Raw genomic sequence first — 19,941 nt, forward strand, 5'->3', positions numbered from 1 at the left:
AATCGGCTCAAACATGAAGAAATGAAATGACTGAGTCAGCCGAGAAGAATTTCCCCGCTTATTCGCACCTTCCTTAGCGAAGCGTAATCGAACGTTCGCGTTCTTTACGTTGATGCCATAAAAATAATATTCTTTCCTGTTACCAAAAAAGAGACCGACATATAGCCGGTCTCTTTTTATTATTCAGGGCATGTCTTACGCCTGCGGCGGGGTACTTTCCGCGTTGGACATCACCGCATCAATCTGCACCAGGGCGCCGGCGGGCAACTCGCTCACCCCAATGACGGTGCGGGCGGGCAGATAGTTCGGGAAGTATTTGGTATAGATGGCGTTTACTGCGTCCAGATCCTCGATGTTCTTCACCTGGATATTGACCTTGACGATATCGTCCATCACGTGGCCGATACTCTCGACGATGGTCTTGATATGGCCGAGGCACTGGGCGGTCTGCTCACGGATACAGCCGGTCAGCACTTTGCCTGTGGCCATGTCGAGCGGCAGTTGGCCGGCGATATGGTTGTAGTGGGAGAAGGCGACAGTCTGGGTGTGCAGGGGGCTGCGCGGCGCCTTGTCGGTATTGCGGGCGCTGATCACCAGATTGTGTCTGTCTTCTACCAGCTGCGGCGGAGTGCCGTCACCGTGGGAGATCACCGCATCCATCTGCACCCTGGCACCCTGCGGCAGGGCGGAGGCCGCGATCACGCTGCGGGCCGGCAGATAGGCGACGGCGCGGGCGATGGCGGAGTCCGGGAAGAAGGTGCGGTAAACCTCGTTGACGGCGTCCAGATCCACCAGGCTGGTCAGATAGACGGTGACCTTGACGATATCGTCAAACGGCACATCTATGCTCTCCAGCACGTTTTTGATGTTGCGCAGGCACTGGGCCGCCTGCTCCTGGATGCCGCCGGCAACCAGCTGGCCGGTGGTGGCATCCACCGGCAGCTGGGCACCGATATTGTTGTAGTGGGAGAAGGCGACGGTATGGGTCGAGAGCGGATCCTGCGGTGCCTTGTCGCTGTTGCGGGAGAGTTTCACCAGCGGGCAGGGTGCCTGCGGGAAGGTGCCTTCCCCATTGGAGAGCAGGGCGTCCATCTGGACGGCTGCACCGAGCGGCAGACCGGCCACGGCGAGCACGGTGCGGGTTGGCAGATGGTGGGGGAAAAATTCCCGATAGACGGCGTCGACCGCCTCCAGATCCCCCATGTCTTTGAGGAAGAGGGTGACTTTCACCATGTCGTCCATGACGTGGCCGATGCTCTGGACTATGGCCTGGATATTGGTCAGGCACTGTCTGGCCTGGGCTTGGATATCGCCACTCACCAGTTTGCCTGTCTTGGTATCGACGGGGAGCTGGGCGGAAATATTGTTGTAGTGGGAGAAGGCCACGCTCTGGGTGCAGGGGCCCAGATCCTGCGGTGCATTGGGGGTATTTCTGGCGGATTTGATGATGGTACCACTCATGGCGATACTCCTTTCTCTTTATTGATGTAGGGTCAACGCCTTCCTTCCTCGTTTGCCGCACACCTCGCTTTATTTCGGCAACAGTTGCCCGTTCCCGACGAATGACGACGGGTGATACGGAAAACAGTCATCGCTGTTTCGAGTCTGGCTTCGACGTCGCCTGCGTGGGCGAGCGGCTGATGGAGAAATGGATCGGGTTGATGATTCAGACAGGGGGATTCTATGGGGGGCCGACCAGGGGATGCAAACCGGGATCGCATTTCTATGAGGTGGCTCAATGCTCTGAAATATAGCTAAAATGCGGTTCAATTCACCATATATAACGGCTGACCGGGTGTCATAACGCGCCTTATAAGGGAAATGGCCGCAGTACGTGGGTTTGTACCGGGCCATCGTTGATCAATTCTGTGAATAAAGGGTTAATCATCGGCAATATTTTGCTGTTCATGCACTCCAATATGAATGGCTATGCATTTTATGCCCATGGATGGGGCTGTCAGCAACATCAAAAATATGTTAGCCAGTGCCCGTTTTCGACCCTTGAAACAGCGGCGGGAAATATCATTCACCCAGGCTGCATGACGACGATGTCATTGACGCAAGCGAGCCGCTGCAATCAACCAATACGGGCTGCATATGACATCCAGATTTATGCAATGAAATTGCAGTGTGAAAAAGAAGGGGGATGAACACGGTCGATAACGTCTGCCGGCAGAGCCGGACAATGACAGAGAGGGCGGCATGTGCCGCCCTCTCTGTGCGTGTGCGCAGGTTGCCCGCTCAGGCGGGGTAGAGTGCGCCCAGCACCGCCGGTCGGCTGGCGCCGGTGACGGCGGGCAGGTTGCCGGGCTGGCGCGTCATGAAGCGCTGTGCCAGCCAGGCAAACGCGGCTCCTTCCACCCAGTCTGGGGCGAGCCCCAGCTCGGCCGTGCTGGTAAGGCGCCAGCGGGGCAGCAGGGCGGCGAGTTCCGCCAGCAGGGGACCGTTGTGGGCGCCGCCGCCGCAGACGAACAGCTCTGGCCTGGTTTGCGTCTCATCCACTGCGGGCAGCTGGCGGGCTATGCTGTGGCAGGTCAGCGCCTGCAGGGTGCGCTGTACATCCACCGGGGCGTATGCCGTGCCTGCCAGCTCGTGGTCTAGCCACTTCAGGGTGAACATCTCCCGACCCGTGCTCTTGGGGGCGGGGGCGGTGAAGTAGGGGTGAGCCAGCAGTTTGGCTAGCAGCTCGGGAACAAGCTGGCCGCTGGCCGCCCACTGGCCACCGGCGTCATAGCTGCCGCCGTCGGGCTGATGGCGGCGATACCAGCCATCGAGCAGGGTGTTGGCGGGACCGGTATCGAAGCCATATACCCCTGAACCAGAGCCCCCGTCGGCATGGCCCGGCAACACAGAGATATTGGCGATGCCGCCGAGGTTCAGCACCACCCGCAGGGCGCCCGGTTTGGCAAAAATGGCCTGATGGAAGGCGGGCACCAGCGGCGCCCCCTGACCGCCGAGGGCCATGTCCAGGGTGCGAAAATCGGCAATGACGTCGATGCCGGTCAGCGCCGCCAGCAGGGCCGCATTGCCGATCTGCAAGGTAAAGCCGAGCTGGGGGCGGTGGCGCACTGTCTGGCCGTGGGAGCCGATGGCGCGGATATCCTTGGGCTCACGCCCTGCCTTGGCAAGCAGCGCCAGGGTGGCGGCGGCAAATTCCTGCGCCACGCGATTGTCGGCCACACCCATGCGGTCTATTTCGTTCTCCCCCGGGGTGCAGAGGGCGTGAAGCTCGCGCGCCGTTGCCTCTGGCCAGGGGTGGCAGAGCGCCGCCTCCACCCGAAGAGTTTCCCCATCCAGAGTGACCAGCACGGCATCGATGCCATCCATGCTGGTACCCGACATCAATCCGATATAGCGCTCGCTCATGGCCTCTCCTTGTTATCTGTTCATTTACAGCAGCCACGATGGCAGTGGGGCGACTCTTAGCTGCCGTTGCTGTCCCGCTGGTTCTGGGCCAGTTGCAGGTCCGTGCTGTCAAGCTTGGCCAGTTGCGGTCTGGCCTGTGCCTTGAAGCTGGCCAGTGCGCGCCCGGTGAGGGTCTCGGCCTGGGGCAAGTTGAGGGTGCGCGGGTTCTTGTGCACGCCGCCCACCACGAATTCATAGTGCAGGTGCGGGCCCGTGACGCGGCCGGTGCCTCCCAGCAGGCCTATGGTCTGCCCCTGTTTCACCCGCTGCCCCTTGTTCACGGTGCGCTTGGAGAGGTGCAGGTACTTGGTCACATAGTTGCCGGCGTGCTTGATAAAGACATAGTTGCCGTTGAACTGGTTGTAACCGGCCGCCACCACGCTGCCGCCCCCCGCCGCCATGATGGGGGTACCCACCGGCGCCACGTAGTCGATGCCGTTGTGGGGGCGCACCTTGCCGGTGACCGGGTGCAGGCGACGCGGGTTGAAGTTGGAGCTGATGTATTTGAAGTTGACCGGGGCGCGCAGGAAGCTCTTGCGCATCGCCTTGCCCTCCGGGGTGTAGTAGTTGCCATCCTGGTTCAGCACGGCGCGATAGATGGCGCCCTGATTGATGAACTCGGCGGCCAGGATGTCACCGGAGGCGACCCGTTCGTCATCCTGATACTTGTCTTCGTAGACCACCCGGAAGCTGTCTCCCGGCTGCAGGTCCTGGGCAAAATCGATGTCCCAGCCGAAGATGGCGGCCAGGTCCATGATCTGATCCTCCGTCATGCCTGCCTCGCTGGCGGCGCCCCAGAAGCTGGATCGGATCTCCCCCTTCGCCACCTGCTCGCGGGTGTCGAGCTCGAGCTTGACCGACCTGGCGACGAAGCTGTCGTCCTTGCGGCTCACCTTGAGCGCCTGTTCCAGGCTGTGCGGGTAATAGAGGCTGTGCAGCTCGCCCTGTTCGGTGAGCTTGAAGGTGAGCTCCTGCCCCGGCTGCAGCATCCGCAGGGGATCGCTGCCATCGAGCTGATCGATCAGGTGCAGGTCCGTCGTGCTCAGGCCAATGCGCTGGAAGATGACCCCCATGTTGTCGCCCCGGCGCACCTTCACCTGCTTGGTGATGTAGCGCGGCTTGGGCGGGGTGAGGGGCTGCGCGGCCTCGAGTTCATCGTTTGCAGCGGCCGCGTCGGCGGGCTGGCGCAGGGCAAGCTCGTTGCCGTTGTCATCGACCCGGGTGGCGACGGCCTGTTCGCTTGGCCAGGCTGCCAGCATCATCACCAGGATGCTCAGAATAAGCACCATCTTGCGGTGCCAGGTAGGAAGAGAGTTGAAGGCGTGCCAAATGACCATGAGAAGCTGACGAAGTTGAACCCAGAAGAAGGTCGGAGTTTACCGCCTTTCCAATTGGCCTGCCATTCCAGTAATATGTCTGGCCCTGTGGAATCGTGATTGGAGAGTCAAAAAATGTCCCAGCTCGAGGTGGCGCTAGCCGAGATCAAGCGCGGAGCGGAAGAAATTCTGGTTGAAGAAGAACTTGTCGCCAAGTTGAAGGAAGGGCGCCCGCTGCGCATCAAGCTGGGGATGGACCCGACGGCTCCGGACATTCACTTGGGTCACACCGTGATCCTCAACAAGCTGAAGACCTTCCAGGATCTGGGCCACGAGATCATTCTGCTGATCGGCGACTTTACCGCCATGGTGGGGGATCCCTCCGGCAAGAACAGCACCCGCCCGCCGCTCTCCGAAGAGGCCATCAAGCACAACGCCCTCACCTATGCGGAGCAGGCGTTCAAGATCCTGGATCCCGCGAAGACCCGGATCGAGTACAACTCCAGCTGGCTCGGCGAGCTCGGCGCGACCGGCATGATCAAACTGGCGGCCAAGCAGACAGTGGCCCGCATGATGGAGCGCGACGACTTCAAGAAGCGCTACAGCGGCGGTCAGTCCATCGCCATTCACGAATTCCTCTATCCGCTGCTGCAAGGCTATGACTCGGTCGCGCTGAAAGCGGACGTGGAGCTCGGCGGTACCGATCAGAAATTCAACCTGCTGATGGGCCGCGAGCTGCAAAAAGATGCCGGCATGGCCGCCCAGTGCGTGCTGATGATGCCGCTGCTGGTGGGTCTGGACGGCGTCAAGAAGATGTCCAAGTCCGCCGCCAACTACATCGGCGTGCACGATGCCCCGGGGGAGATGTTCGGCAAGATCATGTCCATCACCGACACCCTGATGTGGAACTACTACGAGCTGCTCTCCTCCCGCCCGCTGGCGGACATCGAAGGCTTCAAGGCCGGCATCGAAGCCGGTACCCTGAACCCGCGCGACGTGAAGATCTGGCTGGCCAAGGAGATCATCACCCGCTACCACGACGAAGCGGCGGCCGAAGCGGCCCACGAAGACTTCACCCAGCGCTTCTCCAAGAACGCCATCCCGGACGAGATGCCGGAGGTTGATTTGGCCCTGGAAGGGGAAGGCCTGGCGATTGCCAACCTGCTCAAAGACGCCGGTCTGGTGGAGACCACCTCCGAGGCGCTGCGGATGATCAAGCAGGGCGCGGTCAAGCGTGACGGCGACAAGCTGGAGGATGGCAAGGCGCTGGTCGGTGCCGGCACCGCCGTCTATCAGGTCGGCAAGCGCAAGTTTGCCCGGGTGACCGTCAAGTAATCGCGATCCGCTGATAGAAAGAAGGCCTCCATCATGGAGGCCTTTTTGTTGCGTCATTCCCGGGGGCGCGGGGATCAGCCCTGCGTTTTAAGGAAGTTGCGATAGAGCATATAGAGGTGGGCCGAGCTCCAGCTGAAGTTGCTGGCCCCCTGCATGGCGCCGGTCTCCGGGTTGTAGTTCTCGCGGATGGGGCCGCTGCCCGCCAGCCCCTCTGCGTTGGCAAACAGCTTGTTGACCAGCAGCTGGGCGTCGTCGCGATAGCCGTAGTTCTCCAGCCCCTTCACCCCAAAGTAGAACTGATCCAGCCAGACCCGGCCGCGCCAGTAGATGTCGGGGTCATAGGCCGGGTTGGTCAGCGCCGCCGTGCCGAGCGGTACTTTGGTGTTGAACTCCTGGCTGCTCAGCATCACCTCGCGCACCCGCGCCGCCTTCTCCTTGTCCGCCACCTCGGCCCAGAGCGGGCTCCAGCCTTCCGGGCCACGACCTCGGGCGGTCAGCAGCTTGCCGACGCAGCCGTTGGCATCTGCCACATCGCCCTGGGCAATCTGGCGATCGTAATAGAAGCCGGAGGTCTCATCGAACAGGCAGCTGTTGATGTAGCCAGCGAGCTGGCTGGCGCCCTCGCGATAGCGGATCCCTTCGTCCGGTTTGCCGAGCAGATCTGCCATGTCCGCCAAGATGCGCTTCTCCTTGGCGAGGAAGGCGTTGAGTTCCACCGACTCCTGATCGATGGAGAAGCCGATGAGGCTGCCGTCGTCCTCGTGGTTTTCGAAGAAGGCGACGTTCCAGTCCTGGCGGGCCTTGTCGATGTCGCCACCATAGGCCTTGTCGGCGTAACGCTTGAGCTGATCCGGCTCGATAAAGCCGAAGCGGGCGGCGTTGTCCATGCCGGACTCCCAGCCAGCACCGTGCTGGGCACCTATGTCCATCTCGTCGTACCTGCCTGTGCTCAGCACCTGCTGATAGAGTGCCATACCGGCGCAGCCGTACCAGCCGTCCCCCTCGTCGGTACAGCTCGCGAGATCCAGCCCGGCGGGCACGCCACTGGCGTACTGCACCTTGAAGGTGATATTGCCGAACTCGTCGTTGTGCTCGACGTGGCGGGTGGCGCCGTATTCGATGATGCCGTTGCGGTTGTTGTCCCGCGCCCTGTACCACCAGTCGTGATAGGCCTGGATCTTCGGATACATCTCGGCGATGAAGGCCTTGTCTTTGGTGGCGCTGTAGATCTCCCAGATGGCCCAGGCGGAGAGGGGCGGCTTGGTGTCCCGTTCGTTCCAGTTGCCGCCGTCGCCACCTCTGTCAGACAGCTTGTTGTAGAAGACGGCGTCGATCACCATGCCGGCATCCTGCGGACGCACCGGATCATCCGGCTGAACCTGGTAGTCATACATGGCGCGCACGTTGTTCTTGGCTACCTCGGGGTTGAAGTGGGCCATGGCGTAGGCGTGCTTCCAGCTGTCCCAGGCCCAGACGCCGTCGAACCAGCGGGCGGTGTTGGAGGGGGTGACCCCGTCGTGGAGGATGGCGCCAGCCGGGGAGCGCCAGTTGCCGTTGAGGGTCTCCATCGCCTTGACCGCGATGCGACGCTCCGACTCCGGGATGCCCTGGTTGGAGAGGCCGCGCGCCAGGTAATCCTCCCAGCGACGGATAGAGGCATCGAAGGCGTCGGCCGGGTCGGCCAAGAGGGCTAGGCGGCTCTGCTCGAAGCGGCTCGCCTCCTCGCTGCTGTGGACATAGCTCTGCAGGGTGTAGATATCCTGCTGACCCTTGGCGGCCAGGGTGAGGCTGGCCTCGCTCACATAGCCGAGCCCCTTCTCGTCCAGGGTGGTGCGGCTGGGCAGGGTGCGGTCGATGCGGTAGCGGGCGCTGCCGCTTTGCATGATGTTCCAGGTGCTGCGCAGTTCGCCGAACTGGAACTCGATGCCTTGCTCGCTCTGGCTGATGGTGCGGGTCCAGTCGGGATACTGCTCGGCGACCGTCTTGTTGGCATTCCACTGCTGGAGCAGCTCCCCCTGCCAGTTGAGGGTCAGGGTGAGGGGCGCATCCTGGTTGTTCACCAGACGGGTGCGGATAAGGGCGGTGCGAGCATCGCCGTAGCGCAGCTCCAGCTCCAGGGTGAAGGGCTCGAACTCGAAGCGCTGCACCAGGGCGCCGGGGATGGCGTAGATCTCATGCTTGCTGGCGCTGGTGAGCGGGAAGGCGCGGCCGCTCTCGTCGCTCAGGCTGAGCCTGTCCAGCTCGCTTGCAAAGAAGAGGCTGTACTCCTCGGCGATCACCATGGGGCCGGTGAAGCCACCCCATTCGCCGTCGCTTTTGGGCAGCAGGAAGCCGTGCCAGGCCCCGAGATCGAGTAGCGGGTTGTATTTGAGGTTGGAGTAGCTGTCAAAGTCACGGAACTGGAGCGGGGTGCCGGTGCGATCGATCACGTTCCGATACTGGTTCGCCAGGGTGGCGCCAGGCGGGGTTGGGGCACTTGAGTCATTGCCGTTGCAGGCGGCCAGGCCAAACAGGGCGACACCCAGGGCGATGGAAAGTAAATTTTTACGAAACATATCTCGCTCCAATGACGATTTTGTAGGTTAAGGAAGGTGATTTTTTTTTGTGTTTATTTTAGTAAAAACGTTTTCATGGCCATTCTAGGGGAAAGAAAGCGGAAAGATTGGCGCTGCGTCACAGTATGGATGGGGAAATGTGTGATCGGGATCACCGGGTTACATGAGGTTACACAGGAGTTGTTTTTAGTAACTATTTACTTGGCATCGCGGGGCAGTTGCGGGGCAGGTGCGCAAATATTGGTGGGGAGTCAGGCCGAACTCCTGCTTGAAGCGGGCGGCGAAGCGGCTGGGAGAGTCGTAACCACAGGCGAGGGCGGCCTCCAGCGGGTTCAGTCCCTGTTGCAGCAGGGTGAGGGCGTGGCTCATGCGCACCTGGGCCAGCAGCTGGCGAAAGCTGCGCCCCTCGGCGGCCAGCTTGCGCACCAGGGAGGCGCGACTCATGGAAAAGTGGGGGGCCAGGGTCTCCAGCCTGTGGTCGGCGCCGGGCTCCACCCCCAGGTAGCGGGCCAGCCGCTCCCCGAGCGTCATGGTGCTGGCGGGAAACAGCAGATCGAGGGCATGGGCGGCGCGCAGCTCGGCATAGAAGCCGTGCAGCAGCTGGGCCTGAGTGGCCTCGCTCAGTCTGCGGTCGGCCATGGAGCAGATCAGCTCGAAGCAGAACGCCAGCGCCGGGCTTACCTCAAGGCGCGGCTCCCGCTGCGGGGTAGCCGGGGCATCAGTCAGCCAGGTTGCGGGGGGCGGGGCCAGCAGGGTCAGGGCATGGGAGCTGAACCTGCCCTGCTCGGGCTGGTTGACGAAGGTGAGCTGGTGGCCTGCCGGGATCAGCAGCCAGCTCCCCTTGTCAAACGACAGGCGCCTGTCCTGCCACCACAGCTGTTTGTGCCCCTGCTGTACCCAGATGAGGGTCGGCGCATAGATGAGCACCCGGTGCAGGGGCTGCTGGCGGATCCCGAAATAGTGATTCAGTTGCAGCAGCGGCGTGCTCATCCGGCGGGCTCCTAGGGGGTGACGAAGGTGGCGGTCAGGGTGGCTTTGCCGAGCGCCATGGCATTGAGCATGTAGCCTACCATGGCGGGCGGGGTATCTGCCTTCACCTCGAGATCCCGGGGCAGGGCCCAGGCGGTGAACTGGTAGCGGTGCATGCCGTGACCGGCGGGCGGGCAGGGGCCGCCGTAACCCTGGCTGCCGAAATCGGTGCCAAGCTCCAGCCCCTGCTTGAGCTTGCCGGAGGCGTTGCTGGCCAGCTCGCTCTGGCTGACGGGCAGGTTCACCACCAGCCAGTGCCACCAGCCGCTGCCGCTGGGGGCATCGGGATCATAGGCTGTGATGGCGACGCTTTGGGTGCCGGCCGGCAGGTCCTGCCAGCTCAGCTGGGGGGAGTGGTTCTCCCCCTTGCAGCCGAAGCCGTTGAAGCTCAGTGCCTTGTCCATCAGCTGGCCTTCCTGGATGTCCGTGCTCTTCAGGGTCATTGCGGCGGCGGGCAGGGCCGCCACGCACAGCAGGGAGAGCAGGGCCGAACTCAGGGGTAATTTCATGGTGGTGCTCCTTCATGGATGAGGGGATCCCCATGGGAGGATCCTGATGACGGGATCAGTCTAGCGATGGGGGTCGAGCCAGGTTCAACCATACTGCTCAATGTTGGATTGAAGAGTGCCAATTTTGAGCCGAACTGCGCTATGGCGGGAAGGGAGGGGGACTGGGAGTTGGGGACGCCGGGCTGGTCAGTGGTGCGCGGCCATAAAAAAACCGGCCTCCATGAGGCCGGTTTTGACATTGTGCTGACAGAAGAGCAGGCGGCTTAGCGCAGTATCATCTGCTCGCGGCCCGGGCCGACGGAGACCATGGGAACCGGCACACCCAGCAGGGCTTCGATGCGCAGCACGTAGTGCTGGGCAGCCTTGGGCAAGTCTTCGAACTTGCGGATGTGGGAGATGTCTTCGCTCCAGGCTTCCATGGACTCGTACACCGGCTTCAGACCGGCGGTTTGCGGCCAGATCGGGTTCTCGGTGTTGGCACCTTCGTAGGCCACGCAGATCTTCAGATCCGGCATACCGGAGAGGCAGTCCAGCTTGGTCAGGGCGATTTCGTTGGCGGCCTGGATCTCCAGACCCTGCTTGGTGGCGACCGCATCGAAGTAACCGATGTCACGGGGACGGCCAGTGGTGGCGCCGAACTCGTTGGCGAACTTGCGGAACTCGTCCTGGTTCTCCATGGCGGTGATCAGGGTGCCGGTACCAACAGAGGTACTGAACGCCTTGGCCACGGCAATCACGCGCTCGGGGCGCAGGGCCGGCAGGCCGCCACCGATGCCGGCGTAGGCGCCGGAGACGTGGGAGGAGGTCACCCAGGGGTACTCACCGTAGATGAGATCACGGCCGGCGCCCAGCTGGGCTTCGAACAGCAGGGTGCCGTTCTGGGCCTGGATGGCCTTGAGCGGCTCGCTGACGTTGCAGACGGCGTCGATCCAGGGGGCGGACACTTCCAGCAGCCAGTCAGCCATCTCCTGAGCAGTCTGGCTGAATTCGAAGCTGGGGTAGAGGGCTTTGAGCTGCGGCAGTTTCCAGTCGAGGAAGAACTGGATGCGCTCGACCAGCACGTCCGGCTGTTTCAGCCAGCCCACCAGGATCGCCTTTTTCATGACCCGATCACCGTAAGCAGGGGCAATGCCCTGACGGGTGGAGCCATAGGCACCATCACCCAGACGGACTTCTTCCAGGGTGTCTTCCAGCGCGTGGATCGGCAGGCAGAAGGTGGCTCTGTCAGAGATGGCGAGTTTCGGAGTCACGCCGGCGGCCTTCACTTCGGCCAGTTCTTTGGTCAGCGGCTCCGGGCTGATGACCATACCAGGGCCGAGCACGACCAGGCAATCCGGGTTGAAGACGCCGCTTGGCAGCTGGTGCAGCTTGAAGGTGCCAAGATCGTTGACCACGGTGTGGCCGGCGTTGTTGCCTCCCTGGAAACGGATGCTGGCGGCGGACTGGCCTGCCAGATAATCGACGATGCGGCCTTTGCCTTCATCACCCCAGTTAGCACCTACGACTACGATAGACGACATGACTCTTTCTCCTAAGACGTTAGGCGTCCATCCTAGGAGCCCTATGCGGATTAGAAAAATTAATTATCTTTATAATTCCGATAAGTAAGTCATATAATTATGGCCAATTTATCAGCAAAGCCCCGCCATGACGCGCTACCCCGCGCCAGTCGTGGGTGAGAGTTACCTCATGTTGGATATTCACTGGTTAAATACCTTCGTCACCCTGGCCCGTTTGCAGCACTTCGGCCAGACCGCCACCGAGCTGCACATGACCCAGCCCAACGTCAGCCTGCACCTCAAGAATCTGGAACAGGCTACCCGGGTCAAGTTGATTGAACGCAGCCCGTTTCGGTTGACTCAGGCTGGCGAGCGGCTGCTGCAAAGTGCCGAGCGCGCCATCAACGAGCTGCAGCTCTGTCAGTCCGATCTCAACGCCCTCAGCCAGTCGAGCCAGGGGACGCTCGCCATCGCCGCCAGCGACATCATCTCGCGCCTGCTGCTGATCCAGCCGTTCCAGCGCTTCAAGCAGGCCTTTCCCGGCATCGATCTCACCCTGTTCAACACCACCTCGGATCAGGCGGCGGATCTGGTCAGGGCGGGCAAGGCGGATCTCGGCTTCGTGATGGCGCAAAAGCGCAGCGAGCCGCTCTACTACACCGAATTGCAGCAGGTGACCTGGTGCGCTCTGGGGCAGGGGCTCACCCGCTGGCAGGTCCGTGCCAAGGCCGGGGAGAGCGATCCCCTCGACGAACCCACCCTGATCCTGCTGGGGCACGACACCCGCACCCGGGCGCTGATCGACCCCTCCTTGCCCCTGCTCGGGCTGCCGAGCTGCCGCATCATGGAGGTGGGCAGCGTGGATGCCCAGCTCGACTGGGCGGAGGCGGGGTTCGGGGTCGCCATAGTGCCGGATTTCTCGCTCCACCCGCGGCTCAAACTCACCGCCCCTGTTACCCGGCTCACCGACTTCCCCGGCACCAGCCTGGGGTATGTGGTGCGCCAGAACCAGGTGCTGTCGCGGGCCATCAAGCAGTTGCTGCACTGGGTGGAGGAGGAGATCCTGCGCCCGGACTCGTTACTGTCCCCCAAAGGGTGAACCCGGTGCCCTTCGCTGAACAGTCAGATGACAAGAGGCAACCCCAGGGTGGCCTCTTGCATTGTGCTCTCCCCGTCATTGGGCGGGGGCTGGCGTCTCGTGGGTGGCCGGCGAGGCGCCGCTTGGGCTGCCCGGTGCGGGTGTGGCGGTTGTCACTTGCTCGGTGCTCTTTGCCGCGGAAGGGGTGGCGATCCCGGCCGCATCCGGCTGGCTGCCCTGCGCTATATCAGCCTCCGTCGGCACCGGTAGCGTGGTCAGCGCCGGGGCTTGCCCGGTCGCCACCGCATCCGAGCTGGCCGGCAGGGTGGCGCCAGCAGGCTGCTCCGGTAGCACTTCAGCCCCTTCCAGCGGGGTGGCCGCGCTGGTGGGGGCGGACGGCGCCGTGGGGAGCGCCCCTGAGGTGGCTTCGGCCCCGGAGGGGGCTAGGGACTCGGGCAACAGGGTCGGCACGGCATCCAGCATACCGGGGTGCAGCGGGAGTATGTCCCCTGCCTGCATGGATTCGGGGGTAAGGGTGGTGAGCGCCGGGTGCAGGCGAGTGAACTGCTTGAGATGGCGGCTCAGCACGTCGCGCAGGGTGCGCACCTCGGCCTCGGGCAGGCTGGCCTTGGCCACCAGCTCGGCGGTCACGGCAAAGGTGGCGAGGGAGCTGGTCTGCCCCGGGTAGAGATTGGCGCCGATGCGGCTGCGTTGGTAGTAGGGGTATTGCTTGAGCAGCTTGTCTATCTGCTCCCCCTCGATGGGGATAAGGCGGGCCTGGCAGCGACCGGTCAGATCGCCGATCCCCTGATTGGGGTGGCCGGCAACCAGGAAGGCGGCATCCAGGGTACCGTTGCAGAGTCCCTCCAGCCGGTTGCCGGGGGATGCCACGGGAGGCAGTGTGAAGTCGGTTGGGCGCCAGCCCATGGCTTCGAGCAGTGCCTGGCTGGTGACCCTGTCTCCCGAGTTGGGGCTGCCCAGATCGACCCGCTTGCCTTCGATGTCCGCCAGAGTGGTGATGTTGCTGGTGGCACTGGCGAGCAGGGTCAGGGATTCATTATGGAGCCGCAGCAGGCTGCGCAGCTGATCGTTCGGGGCCTGACCCGCGAAGGGGCCGCTGCCGTGGGCCGCATGGAACAAGACATCCGACTGTACCAGCGCCAGCTGGATGTCGCCCTTGGCCAGTGCGGCCAGGTTGGCAATGGAGCCCGAGGTGCTCTGTACCGTGCAGTGCAACCCGTGGCTGGCACTGTCGTCGTTGAGCAGGCGGCAGATGGCGCCCCCCGTGGGGTAGTAAACGCCGTTGAGCGCCCCCGTGCCTATGGTGACATAGGCGGGGGCGGCAGACAGGGGCAGCGCCAGCACGGCCGCCAGCCAGGGCTGGGCAAGGTGTAACAGGCGTGACAGGGCGCGCAGGGGTCTTGGGTGCATAGGGAACCGGAACAATGGCTGAAAAAAGGGATGAACCAGGCTCATCCCGTCATGAGTCACATCTTATCTATATCAGATGTGAACCTGAATGGCTTTCGCCATTCCCGTCCATGGCTGGGGGAGGCTGACCGGCAGCCCCCTCCTTGCCGTCAGTGGCGTGCCTGGAGAATCACCTCCTCCATGCGGGCCAGCGTCTCCCTGAGCTTTGCCCGGTGGCTTGCCGGAGCGTGCGATCCTGGTCAGATGCCGCGCTGAAGAATGGCTTTCTCCATGCGCGACAAGGCTTCGGTGAGGCGAGCCCGGGTGCAGCCAAAGTTGAGGCGCACGCATTGGCCATCACCAAACTGGGCGCCCGGTGAGAGACCGACACCCGCCTGCTCGAAGAAGGCGACCGGGTCATCCAGCTCGAGGCCGCTTACATCGATCCAGGCGAGATAGGTCGCCTGATTCTTTGCCAGCTTGACGCCGGGCCAGCGGGCCACCGCCTGCTCGATCAGCGTCAGGTTGGCCCTCAGATAGTCGAGCTGCTCGCTGAGCCACTGTTCACCACCCTCGTAGGCGGCCTCGGCGGCCACGAAGCCCAGCAGGTTGACGTCGGCACTGATGCCGCGCATCGCCTGCTGCAGCTTGAGGCGCAGGCGGCTATTGGGCACTACCGCGAAGGAGCAGCACAGACCCGCGATGTTGAAGGTCTTGCTCGGCGCCATCATGACGGCGCTGCGTTCGGCGGCCGACGGGCTCAGGGCACCGTAGGGCAGGTGGCGGGCATCCTTGTCCAGCAGCAGATCGCAGTGGATCTCGTCCGAGCAGACCACCAGATTGTGGCGCTCGGCGATGGCGTCGATGGCGAGCAGCTCCTCGCGGGTGAAGACGGTGCCCCCCGGATTATGCGGGTTGCACAAGAGCAGCAGGTCGGCGGAGGGAGCCTGGCGCTCCAGCTCCTCCAGATCCAGCACCCAGCGCCCGGCTTCCTCAATCATAGGGACGGTCAGCAGGGGGCGATCGTTGAAGCCAGGCGCCTGCAGGAAGGGGTAATAGACCGGCTTGGGGGTAATGATGCCACGGCCGTGCTGGCTCCAGGCCTTGCAGGCGAGGTTCAGACCGGGCACCACCCCCGGCAGGAAGACCAGCCACTCCGGGGAGATAGTCCAGCCATAGCGCTGCTGCATGCGGGTGATGATGAGTTCGATCAGCCGGGGGGAGGGGCGGGAATAGCCGAAGATGCCGTGGGCCACCCGCGCCGTGAGCGCTTCGATGACGGCGGGGGGCGAGGCGAAGTCGGTGTCGGCCACCCACATGGGCAGCACATCCTGACCCTTGTACTTGTCCCACTTCAGGCTCATGGTGCCGCTGCGATCTATCTCCCGATCAAAATCAAACATGTGAAATCCTTGTACTGGCCAGAGGGTTTACCAATGTACGGACTTGGACGTGGCCTCGCAACCCTTGAGGTGGCTGTTGATAATCGCATAAAATAAACGCCGTCATACTGTACACCCGCCGGCTTCTGGCTCCCTTTTTCTCTTCCATATCAATGGTATCTCTATGAGTTTGCTGAGTGCTGCCCGCAAGAGGCCGGATCCCGTCTCTCTCTCTTTCCTCGCGGTGACCTTCATGACCGGGGTGGCGGTGGCACTTCAAGTGCCCACCTTGAGCCTGTTTCTGGCCGAAGAGGTGCAGGTGCGCCCCTTCCTGGTGGGGCTCTTCTATACCGTCAACGCGGTGATCGGCATCCTCATCAGCCAGTGGCTCGGCCATCGCTCCGACAACGGGGGGGATCGCAAGCAACTGATCCTGCGCTGCTGTGTCGCCGGCATAGTGCTCTCCCTGCTGTTTGCTTGGAACCGGCAATACTGGCTGCTGGTGAGCCTGGGGGTGGTGCTGGCGAGCCTGACCGCCACCGCCAGTCCCCAGCTGTTTGCCCTGGCGCGCGAATACGCCGACAGCCGCAACAAGCGGGCGGACATGTTCAGCTCGGTGCTGCGGGCCCAGTTTTCCCTGGCCTGGGTCATCGGGCCACCGGCGGCCTTCGCGCTTGCCATCGGTTACGGCTTCGAGGTGATGTATCTGGCCTCCGCCCTCGCCTATCTCATCTGTGCCTTCGTGGTCTGGCGCTGGTTGCCCTCCCTGCCGCTGCCGAGCACCCAGGGCGAAGGGGAGCGGGTCAGCAGCTGGCGAGATCCTTCGGTGCGGGCGCTCTTCATCGCCTCCACCCTGATGTGGACCTGCAACAGCATGTACCTCATCAACATGCCGCTCTACATCACCCGCGAGCTGGGACTGGAGGAGAAGCTGGCCGGGATCCTGATGGGGACGGCGGCGGCCCTGGAGATCCCCTTTATGCTGCTGGCGGGTTACTACACCCGGCGCTTTGGCAAGCGGCCCATGATGCTGCTGGCGGTGCTGGCCGGGGTCGGCTTCTACGCCGGGCTAGTGACCCTGTCGAGTCAGGGGGCCCTCATCGCACTGCAACTGCTCAACGCCATCTTCATCGGCATCGTCGCCGGCATCGGCATGTCCTATTTCCAGGATCTGATGCCGGGTCGGGCCGGGGTGGCGACCACCTTGTTTGCCAACAGCATCCGCACCGGCTCCATCATGGCGGGCGCCATCGCTGGGACTGTGGCGGAGATCTGGAGTTTTCACGGGGTCTTCATGGTGGCCACCGCCTTGGCGCTGGCCGCGCTGGCCGCCTGCTGGCGGGTGCCCAATGTGTGAGGTGCCCGGGGCGGGCGAGGGAGGGCCTGACGGGATGAGCAGGGGCCGGCCGCGTTGGCCGGCGCGGGGCTATTTGCCGCTGTCGGCCTGGTATTCGTTGCGCAGGCAGCGCAGCAGCAGCTCGGCTGCCGGCCCCAGGGCATCGGTCGACGGGGTGAGCAGGTAGGTGTAGAGGTAGCGCTCGCTGCCGCCAGCGAGATCGAGCCTCACCAGGGCGCCGCTGGCGAGCTCCTCCTGCACCAGGTGGCGTGGTACCCAGGCATAGCCGAGACCGAGGCTCACCATGCTGAGCACCTCGCGATAGTGGGTCGCCTTCCAGCCGGTGTCATCCGCATCGTTCCAGTCCACCGAGCGGTGGATGGGGGGGTGCAGGCTTATCTGGTTATGGCTGGCGAGCAGTTCGGCCGTGATGGGCTCCTCCTGCCCGGCGAGGGGATGTTCAGCCGCGCACAGCGGCAACAGGCAGACCTCGTCCAGGGGCAGACCGGTGCGATCGTGGGGCAGGTGCTCGGAGAGCATCAGATCCCCCACCTGGAGCGCATTGAAGTGGCAATGGATCCGCTCGTGCAGATTGATGCGGCAACCCCGGCTGCGGGGATGGAAGTGCGCCAACGCCCGATAGAGCCGCTCGCGCGGTTGCAGCACCGACACATAGAGGTTGATCTGCGGCTCCCACTGGCGCTCCAGGTTGTTGGCCAGGTTCTCCAGCTCTTCCACCTGCTGGCTGAGCTGGCGGGCCCGCTTGAGGAAGATCTCCCCCGCCGGCGTCAGCACCGCCTTGCGCCCCCTCACCTCCAGCAGGGCCAGCCCCAGGCTCTGTTGCAGCTTGGCGACCGCATGATTGAGGGAGGATTGGCTCTTGTTCAGCGCCTCTGCGGCCTGGGCGTAACCGCCACAGTCCACCACGGCCTGGAAGATCCGCCATTGCTCAAACGTGCTCTTGGGACGAAACATAGTGCAACCTGTCAGGGGCCGATGGGATTCAACAGGGCGCGACTGGCGCCCCCCTTCACTTTAACCCCATCTGGTTAGTGTGTTGATTTATTTGGGCTGGGCCACGAAGGTCTGGCCGGTCTTGCCACGGCTGTCCGGCCCCATCAGATAGAGATAGAGCGGCATCAGGTCGGCTGGGGTCTTCAGCAACTGGGGATCTTCCGCCGGGAAGGCGCTGGCCCGCATCCTGGTGCGGGTGCCGCCCGGGTTCAGGGTGTTGACCCGCACCCCGGTGTTCTCCAGCTCGTCCGCCAACACCTCCATCATGCCCTCGATGGCGAACTTGGAGATGGCATAGGTGCCCCAGTAGGCTCGTCCCTTGCGCCCCACGCTGGAGGAGGTGTAGACGATGGAGGCCTCGCCGTGCGCCTTGGCGGTCTGGCGAATGAGGGGCAGCAGCGCCTGGGTCAGCAGGAATTCCGACTTGACGTTGACCTGCATCACCTCGTCCCACTCCTTCTCCTGGATGTGCTCGAAGGGGGAGAGGGTGCCAAGCAGGCCGGCATTGAACAGCACGCCGTCGAGGCGGCCGAACTGCTGGGAGAAGGTCTCGGCCATGCCGCGGTAGTGGGCGGCGGTGGCCCCTTTCAAATCGACAGGGACTATGGCGGGCAGCGGGTGACCGGCCGCCTCTATCTGGTCATAGACCGCCTCGAGCTTGGCGCTGGTGCGACCGAGCAGTACCACGGTAGCACCGTGGGCGGCATAGGTGAGCGCCGCTTCGCGGCCGATACCGTCACCGGCACCCGTTACCAGAATGACCTTGTCCTTGAGCAGATCCCGAGGGGCCTGATAATCGAGCATGTGCACTCCTGTTAACAAATCCGTGGCGGATGGGCGCAATAGAGGAGGCAAGTGTACTGATCCGGCCCTGCCGTTGACCAGCATGAGACGGCAAAAATGTGAAGAAAACAGGGCGGTAGCCTGAATTGGCGCAAGATGGCCCTGGGCCAGGGCAGAGTTTTTGCGCGGCGCCGACAAACTCCTTACTATGTGAAAAAACCGAACATAGCGCGGAGCATCAAGTGGCATTTTTGACCGAATACGGCCTGTTCCTGGCCAAGACCCTCACCCTACTGCTGGCCATCGGCGCCGTCGTCCTGATGGTGGCGAGCAGCCGTCAGCCCAGGACCCGCAAGGGGGAGCTGGTGGTGACCGATCTCTCCAGCGAGCTGGAGCAGGGGCGTCATCAGTTGCAGACGGCCCTGGCCGGCAAGGCCGAGCGCAAGCAGATGGACAAGGCACGCAAGGCCGAAGAGAAGGCGCGCACCAAGGCGACCGATGAGCGCAGCCGGCTGTTTGTGCTCGATTTTCACGGTAGCATGGATGCGAGGGAAGTGGCCTCCCTGCGGGAAGAGGTGAGCGCCGTGATTGGGGTCGCCCGGCCCGGGGACGAGGTGCTGCTGCGCCTCGAGTCCGGCGGCGGCGTGGTGCACGGCTATGGCCTGGCGGCCTCCCAGCTGCAGCGCCTGCGTGACAAGGACATCACGCTGACGGTGGCCATCGACAAGGTGGCGGCGAGTGGTGGCTACATGATGGCCTGTGTGGCGGACAAGATACTGGCGGCGCCCTTTGCCATCGTCGGTTCCATCGGGGTGATAGCCCAGTTGCCGAACTTCAACAAACTTTTGAAAAAACACGATATCGAATTCGAGATGCACACAGCCGGCCAGTACAAGCGCACCATCACCATGTTCGGCGAGAACGACGATCTGGGGCGGGAGAAGTTTCGCGAGGAGCTGGGGGCCATCCACGAGCGCTTCAAGGGGTTCGTGGCCGAGCACAGACCCGACCTCGACATCGACAAGGTCACCACGGGGGAGCACTGGCTGGCGAGCCAGGCCAAGCAGCTCGGCCTGGTGGATGCACTCTGCACCAGCGATGACTACCTGCTGGCCCAGGCCAGCCACCACAAGGTGGTCGGCATCAGCTACCGCAAGCCCAAGAGCCTGACCCAGCGGCTGGGCCGCCAGGCCGCACTGGGGCTGGAGGGTGCCCTCGGTCGCCTGTGGCAGCAGAGTCCCTGGCGCTGAGGTACAGTTCAATAGGTTGAAACAAGAGAGCCGGGCATTG

16 protein-coding genes are annotated in these 19,941 nt (G+C 63.2%); 5 read left to right on the forward strand and 11 right to left on the reverse strand.

Annotated features, from left to right (window positions below):
• Positions 1–195: 195 nt before the first annotated feature.
• A complete protein-coding gene (locus PG898_RS15585) occupies positions 196–1,461 on the reverse strand; it encodes a RidA family protein (protein WP_042650723.1) in 1,266 nt (421 codons plus the stop codon).
• A 407-nt stretch (positions 1,462–1,868) separates the two neighbouring features.
• Here PG898_RS15585 and PG898_RS15590 point away from each other — a divergent pair, with 407 nt between their 5' ends.
• Positions 1,869–2,150: a hypothetical protein gene (locus PG898_RS15590; protein WP_182788160.1), complete on the forward strand. Its 282-nt coding sequence runs from the start codon at positions 1,869–1,871 to the stop codon at positions 2,148–2,150.
• A 91-nt stretch (positions 2,151–2,241) separates the two neighbouring features.
• Here PG898_RS15590 and PG898_RS15595 read toward each other — a convergent pair whose 3' ends face one another.
• Positions 2,242–3,366, reverse strand: coding sequence for an anhydro-N-acetylmuramic acid kinase (locus tag PG898_RS15595; RefSeq protein WP_042650722.1), 1,125 nt, complete (start codon positions 3,364–3,366; stop codon positions 2,242–2,244).
• Positions 3,367–3,422: 56 nt separating this feature from the next.
• Positions 3,423–4,742, reverse strand: a complete 1,320-nt coding sequence (locus tag PG898_RS15600) for a peptidoglycan DD-metalloendopeptidase family protein (protein WP_270824567.1) — start codon at positions 4,740–4,742, stop codon at positions 3,423–3,425.
• A gap of 114 nt (positions 4,743–4,856) precedes the next feature.
• Here PG898_RS15600 and tyrS point away from each other — a divergent pair, with 114 nt between their 5' ends.
• Positions 4,857–6,056: a tyrosine--tRNA ligase gene (gene tyrS / locus PG898_RS15605; protein WP_005330603.1), complete on the forward strand. Its 1,200-nt coding sequence runs from the start codon at positions 4,857–4,859 to the stop codon at positions 6,054–6,056.
• Between the two features lie 74 nt (positions 6,057–6,130).
• Here tyrS and ygjK read toward each other — a convergent pair whose 3' ends face one another.
• The 4 genes from ygjK to PG898_RS15625 form a co-directional block, all read right to left on the reverse strand.
• Positions 6,131–8,611 carry an alpha-glucosidase gene (gene ygjK / locus PG898_RS15610; protein WP_270824568.1) on the reverse strand — a complete coding sequence of 827 codons (2,481 nt, stop codon included), beginning with the start codon at positions 8,609–8,611 and terminating at the stop codon, positions 6,131–6,133.
• 186 nt (positions 8,612–8,797) lie between these two features.
• Positions 8,798–9,601 (reverse strand): helix-turn-helix transcriptional regulator, encoded by an 804-nt coding sequence (locus PG898_RS15615; protein WP_270824569.1) that lies wholly within the window; start codon positions 9,599–9,601, stop codon positions 8,798–8,800.
• Positions 9,602–9,612: 11 nt separating this feature from the next.
• Positions 9,613–10,149, reverse strand: a complete 537-nt coding sequence (locus PG898_RS15620; protein ID WP_270824570.1) for a YbhB/YbcL family Raf kinase inhibitor-like protein — start codon at positions 10,147–10,149, stop codon at positions 9,613–9,615.
• Between the two features lie 263 nt (positions 10,150–10,412).
• Positions 10,413–11,669: an adenylosuccinate synthetase gene (locus PG898_RS15625; RefSeq protein WP_270824571.1), complete on the reverse strand. Its 1,257-nt coding sequence runs from the start codon at positions 11,667–11,669 to the stop codon at positions 10,413–10,415.
• A gap of 169 nt (positions 11,670–11,838) precedes the next feature.
• Between PG898_RS15625 and PG898_RS15630 the strand changes: the two genes are divergently transcribed.
• Positions 11,839–12,747 carry a LysR family transcriptional regulator gene (locus PG898_RS15630; RefSeq protein ID WP_270824572.1) on the forward strand — a complete coding sequence of 303 codons (909 nt, stop codon included), beginning with the start codon at positions 11,839–11,841 and terminating at the stop codon, positions 12,745–12,747.
• A 75-nt stretch (positions 12,748–12,822) separates the two neighbouring features.
• On the opposite strand, the gene PG898_RS15635 is transcribed toward PG898_RS15630, so the two are convergent.
• Both PG898_RS15635 and PG898_RS15640 read right to left on the reverse strand, forming a co-directional pair.
• Positions 12,823–14,157 carry a TAXI family TRAP transporter solute-binding subunit gene (locus PG898_RS15635; RefSeq protein ID WP_226171958.1) on the reverse strand — a complete coding sequence of 445 codons (1,335 nt, stop codon included), beginning with the start codon at positions 14,155–14,157 and terminating at the stop codon, positions 12,823–12,825.
• A 239-nt stretch (positions 14,158–14,396) separates the two neighbouring features.
• On the reverse strand, positions 14,397–15,539 hold the full coding sequence (locus PG898_RS15640; RefSeq protein ID WP_226171960.1) for a MalY/PatB family protein: 1,143 nt from the start codon (positions 15,537–15,539) through the stop codon (positions 14,397–14,399).
• Positions 15,540–15,702: 163 nt separating this feature from the next.
• Between PG898_RS15640 and PG898_RS15645 the strand changes: the two genes are divergently transcribed.
• Positions 15,703–16,875, forward strand: a complete 1,173-nt coding sequence (locus PG898_RS15645) for an MFS transporter (protein ID WP_226171963.1) — start codon at positions 15,703–15,705, stop codon at positions 16,873–16,875.
• Between the two features lie 69 nt (positions 16,876–16,944).
• On the opposite strand, the gene PG898_RS15650 is transcribed toward PG898_RS15645, so the two are convergent.
• Together PG898_RS15650 and PG898_RS15655 are read right to left on the reverse strand one after the other, a co-directional pair.
• A complete protein-coding gene (locus PG898_RS15650; RefSeq protein WP_005331279.1) occupies positions 16,945–17,829 on the reverse strand; it encodes a LysR family transcriptional regulator in 885 nt (294 codons plus the stop codon).
• An 87-nt stretch (positions 17,830–17,916) separates the two neighbouring features.
• Positions 17,917–18,672: a YciK family oxidoreductase gene (locus PG898_RS15655; protein ID WP_042648450.1), complete on the reverse strand. Its 756-nt coding sequence runs from the start codon at positions 18,670–18,672 to the stop codon at positions 17,917–17,919.
• Positions 18,673–18,893: 221 nt separating this feature from the next.
• On the opposite strand from PG898_RS15655, the gene sohB reads away from it, so the two are divergent.
• Complete coding sequence (sohB, locus tag PG898_RS15660; protein ID WP_226171967.1) at positions 18,894–19,901, forward strand: protease SohB; 1,008 nt, start codon at positions 18,894–18,896, stop codon at positions 19,899–19,901.
• The last annotated feature ends 40 nt before the right edge of the window (positions 19,902–19,941 follow it).

Source organism: Aeromonas sp. QDB31 (assembly GCF_027707605.1).
In the GTDB taxonomy this organism is placed as follows: domain Bacteria; phylum Pseudomonadota; class Gammaproteobacteria; order Enterobacterales; family Aeromonadaceae; genus Aeromonas; species Aeromonas media.

What these genes read in the sequence shown, in the direction of transcription:
- PG898_RS15620 (WP_270824570.1), bottom strand. Translation starts at nt 10,149, where the DNA reads ATGAAATTACCCCTGAGTTCGGCCCTGCTCTCCCTGCTGTGCGTGGCG.
- PG898_RS15655 (WP_042648450.1), bottom strand. Translation starts at nt 18,672, where the DNA reads ATGCTCGATTATCAGGCCCCTCGGGATCTGCTCAAGGACAAGGTCATT.
- PG898_RS15635 (WP_226171958.1), bottom strand. Translation starts at nt 14,157, where the DNA reads ATGCACCCAAGACCCCTGCGCGCCCTGTCACGCCTGTTACACCTTGCC.
- PG898_RS15615 (WP_270824569.1), bottom strand. Translation starts at nt 9,601, where the DNA reads ATGAGCACGCCGCTGCTGCAACTGAATCACTATTTCGGGATCCGCCAG.
- tyrS (WP_005330603.1), top strand. Translation starts at nt 4,857, where the DNA reads ATGTCCCAGCTCGAGGTGGCGCTAGCCGAGATCAAGCGCGGAGCGGAA.
- PG898_RS15645 (WP_226171963.1), top strand. Translation starts at nt 15,703, where the DNA reads ATGAGTTTGCTGAGTGCTGCCCGCAAGAGGCCGGATCCCGTCTCTCTC.
- PG898_RS15625 (WP_270824571.1), bottom strand. Translation starts at nt 11,669, where the DNA reads ATGTCGTCTATCGTAGTCGTAGGTGCTAACTGGGGTGATGAAGGCAAA.
- PG898_RS15585 (WP_042650723.1), bottom strand. Translation starts at nt 1,461, where the DNA reads ATGAGTGGTACCATCATCAAATCCGCCAGAAATACCCCCAATGCACCG.
- ygjK (WP_270824568.1), bottom strand. Translation starts at nt 8,611, where the DNA reads ATGTTTCGTAAAAATTTACTTTCCATCGCCCTGGGTGTCGCCCTGTTT.
- PG898_RS15640 (WP_226171960.1), bottom strand. Translation starts at nt 15,539, where the DNA reads ATGTTTGATTTTGATCGGGAGATAGATCGCAGCGGCACCATGAGCCTG.
- PG898_RS15600 (WP_270824567.1), bottom strand. Translation starts at nt 4,742, where the DNA reads ATGGTCATTTGGCACGCCTTCAACTCTCTTCCTACCTGGCACCGCAAG.
- PG898_RS15595 (WP_042650722.1), bottom strand. Translation starts at nt 3,366, where the DNA reads ATGAGCGAGCGCTATATCGGATTGATGTCGGGTACCAGCATGGATGGC.
- PG898_RS15650 (WP_005331279.1), bottom strand. Translation starts at nt 17,829, where the DNA reads ATGTTTCGTCCCAAGAGCACGTTTGAGCAATGGCGGATCTTCCAGGCC.
- PG898_RS15630 (WP_270824572.1), top strand. Translation starts at nt 11,839, where the DNA reads ATGTTGGATATTCACTGGTTAAATACCTTCGTCACCCTGGCCCGTTTG.